Annotated in this window: 3 protein-coding genes; all 3 read right to left on the reverse strand. The window is 33.2% G+C overall.

The window, feature by feature from the left end:
* Positions 1-93 precede the first annotated feature (93 nt).
* The 3 genes from Q4500_RS18530 to Q4500_RS18540 all read right to left on the reverse strand — a co-directional run bounded on the left by Q4500_RS18530 (position 94) and on the right by Q4500_RS18540 (position 3334).
* Positions 94-675 (reverse strand): hypothetical protein, encoded by a 582-nt coding sequence (locus Q4500_RS18530; protein WP_303601045.1) that lies wholly within the window; start codon positions 673-675, stop codon positions 94-96.
* Positions 676-992: 317 nt separating this feature from the next.
* Positions 993-2072 carry an HpaII family restriction endonuclease gene (locus Q4500_RS18535; RefSeq protein ID WP_303601046.1) on the reverse strand — a complete coding sequence of 360 codons (1080 nt, stop codon included), beginning with the start codon at positions 2070-2072 and terminating at the stop codon, positions 993-995.
* Positions 2069-3334 carry a DNA cytosine methyltransferase gene (locus Q4500_RS18540; RefSeq protein WP_303601047.1) on the reverse strand — a complete coding sequence of 422 codons (1266 nt, stop codon included), beginning with the start codon at positions 3332-3334 and terminating at the stop codon, positions 2069-2071. Before Q4500_RS18540 ends, Q4500_RS18535 begins: the two co-directional genes overlap by 4 nt.
* Positions 3335-3657: the final 323 nt, after the last annotated feature.

A 3657-nucleotide genomic window follows, 5' to 3' on the forward strand; every position in this document is an offset into this window, starting at 1 on the left:
TACGAGACCCGTATGTACGGTGGTGTGAGAGGCGCACTCCGTTCCTAATTAGGGGCGGAGCCGTCTACTCGATTGTAACACGTTTTTTCTGCGCTACAATCCGTCTTCTCTTTCTGAAAGCCAATCCTTATATTTTGCTTTTAATCCGTCTCTTTTTCCTTGAGAATCAACAATTATGTCCATTCCACCATCATAAGGAGCAATAATACATTTCTTTTTTGGAGCGATAAACATTGCTCGAAAGTCGTCATCAGCAATACTCCTCAATATTTCATTTTGAGAATCGAGCTTCCAAATGTCATTTCTGAAATAGACATCATAATAGAAATCATCTTCATATTCTTCTGGATAGATTTTATGAAGTTCAATTGTTCTGCATTTTTCAAATATTCCAAAATCAGATAATTCGTATGAGATTTCGTCTGTCAATCCCATTTCGTACTGTCCAGACGTAATTACGATTTCTGTATTTTCTCCAATAAGTTCAGAAATCAGTTTATTTTGTCTGCTTAGGATTATTTGATATTCATCTTCCGTTTCTGCATATCGTTTCGATTCGGGTAAACTGTGAATTCGTAACCATGTATTCGGATAAACATTTTTCAATTCGTGCCCGATTAGGTTGGCTTCGGGATAATTTTTGTCCCAATATTTATTGAATTCTTCTGGGTTCATCAAAATGTGTTACAACGTCTCGTATAAGAAACGTAGGGCAGTTGATAAGCACTTCCGTTTCGGTTTATTACTTAGCTAAATATAAATATTTTGCTTTTATCTTTTCTTCTATAAACGCCAAATTTTATATTTAGCGGACTTTGTAAATATGCACAGAACTTTCGGTTTAGCACAAATGCCCTATGTTTTTTATACACTGTTAGGTGCTGGCTTTCTTTTCCGTAAACTTGCTAGCGTTGGCGTTTAAGCTCTTTTATTTTTTTGTGCGTTGGCTTTTAGCGTTGGCAAAAATAAATGTGCTTGAACTTGCGGTTGCTTTACCTTATGAACCTTATTTGTAAATTCAACTTAAAATATAAATCGCCATTTTCTTCGTAAATCGTTCCGAAATCGTGTCTACTAGAACTAGCGGTATCTAATTTTGTATTATTAAATAGATAGTTTTCAAATTCATTTCTATTGTAAATATGGTAACACAATACATCTCCGTTTTCCTTTACAATCAAATATCCACCAGTAGCATCATATTCTCCAGTCCAAACTTTAGAAGGCATCATTCCTAACGCAATGTCTGTTAAAAACCGCTTAATTTTGTATTCGTAAAATTTATGCTCGTTAGAAACGTCAAAACCTAAAGGATTCTTGGTGTTTATATTTTCTACTAAATCTGAAACGCTTGATTTGTCGCTCGAATAAAATTCATAAACGATTTGTGATAATATTTCTGGCAGTTTACTGTCAATTAGGATAAGATTATTCGAGAATATTTGTCTTTCAGTTTTAGTGAAATTTAATTGTCCTTTTGATTCTAAAACGACATTAATTCTGTCCATTATTTTACTTCTAGAATCTATTGAGTTAATTTCCTCAATTTCAGAACTTGTTAATTTTAGATTGTCTATTTTAAAAATAAAATTTGTAGTTTTTCCTGCATTAAGTAGGGTAGAAGGGCTTCCTAATTGTGATTTTATGCTAAATCCTAAAGTTGGTTGCTGATTAGTTCTTTGGTCGTGAACAACAATTGTAATATCTGTTTTGGCAGTTGAACTAGCTTTTAAAGAAAGGCAATTTATGGATTGCATAAACTGCTCAATTTCAGGAACTGAAAAAGTTCTTTCTTTATTAGCTTTGATTTTTTCGAGCAAGAATTTTGCTTTTTCTTTAAACTCAGAAATTGCAATTTTCAAAACTTCTTCTCCGCCAGAAATCAGTATGATTTCATCTTGAATTGAATATTCAAAATCTCCGTTATTTTCTGTTCTTAAAACTCGTAAAATCGGATAAACTATTCCTTCTAATCTCTCAATGTCTTTATTTCCAAGAAATAATTGTTTGTCTCCAAGTAATTTGAATAGCGTGTAAATTTCACTCCATTCGCCTTTATTTCCTGTAATCATAAAGTTTTAAGTTTTTCTATAATCTTTTTTGCGGTTGCTTGAATTGCTGGAACAGCAACTGAATTGCCAAATTGTTTATATGCTTGAGCATCCGAAACTACAATTTTGTAATTGTCAGGAAAACCTTGTAATCTTGCCCATTCTCTGGGTGTCATTTTACGAATTCCTTCTCTATTTACTTCGCCAGTTATATGAGTTACTGGCGTAAAATCTTCAAGTCTAAAATCGTAAACTAAATTCCGTTCTCTTCCCATTCCTCCGCAAACAACTGCGTTTGCAGTTCCAGTATTTGGAATGATTTCGTAACCAAAACCATTGCCTTTACTTTCGTGTCTGGCTTTGTGGTTTCTTAAAGTATTTACATAAGTTTCAGATAAATAGTACTTTACAGAAACAGTTTCTGTTTCTAAAATATCTTCAAGTGTTGGTTTTTTCTTAACGGGTTTTGGATATTCAAATTCTGTAACTTCTAAATCCTTTCTAAAACCAACTATAAAAATTCGTTCTCTATTTTGCGGAACACCAAATTCTTTGGCATTCATAATTTGTGGTTCTGGAACAAAATAACCTAAATCTTCTCGCAAAACATTTAAGATTGTCGCCAAAGTTTTTCCTTTATCGTGGCTTCTTAAACCTTTTACATTTTCTAAGAAAATTGCTTTTGGCTTTTTCTTTTTTATGATTTCGGCTACATCAAAAAACAAAGTTCCTCTTGTATCTTCAAATCCTCCTCGTTTTCCGGCAATTGAAAATGCTTGACAGGGAAATCCAGCGCATAAAACGTCAAATCCGTCTGGAATATAATTTTTAGTAGCTTTTTTAGTAATGTCTCCAAATGGAACTTCGCCAAAATTTGCTTGATATGTTTGTTTTGAATATTTGTCCCATTCACTTGTAAACACGCATTTTCCTTTCAGGTTTTGAAATGCTAATCTAAATCCACCAATACCAGCAAATAAGTCAATGAACTTAAAGTCAGGTTTTTTTGGTGCGGGAAAAGGAATGTTTTCTTGTTGAAATATTAAATATTGTAAAGCTTCCTCGGCAACTGTATTTGATATTTTTTCTTCTGGAAATTTGTATTCAAATAAGTTCTTTACGTGTTCAATTGCATCAGGTTTGTAGAATTGTGATACTCCATTTCGGTGATTATGCAAATAATGTGTAAATGCAGCTTCTGTATCTTTATCAGATTCTACTAGTCTGATTTTGAATTTTTTATCTTCAAAATTTTCAATCGATATTTTTTCTTTTAGAAGCAATTTGGTCAAGTTTAATTTTAGTTCACAAGTTACGTAAAATATGTCATTCTGTGTTTGGAAGAAAGCAATGTGTGCCTTTTTCGGCACTCTTTGCTTTGTGCGATTGGTTTTTTTTTTGCTTGCACCTAACGTTGTTGTGTATGGTTAGTTGCGCTGGGACTAAAGATAGCAAAAGGGTACGAACCTGAGGAAAATTCAGAGAATTTTCCGATTGGCACTTAGACACCAAAGCAATTAATTATACACGGTGTGTGTGCCCAGCATGGGCATCTTTAAACTATTAGAAAGATAGTTTATTCATCTAGAGGGTGCAAGTCCCTTAT

Source organism: Maribacter sp. 1_MG-2023, assembly GCF_030547005.1.
Classification (GTDB): domain Bacteria; phylum Bacteroidota; class Bacteroidia; order Flavobacteriales; family Flavobacteriaceae; genus Maribacter.

Excerpts from the sequence above, each read along its gene's own strand:
- Q4500_RS18530 (WP_303601045.1), bottom strand. The coding sequence starts at position 675 with ATGAACCCAGAAGAATTCAATAAATATTGGGACAAAAATTATCCCGAA.
- Q4500_RS18535 (WP_303601046.1), bottom strand. The coding sequence starts at position 2,072 with ATGATTACAGGAAATAAAGGCGAATGGAGTGAAATTTACACGCTATTC.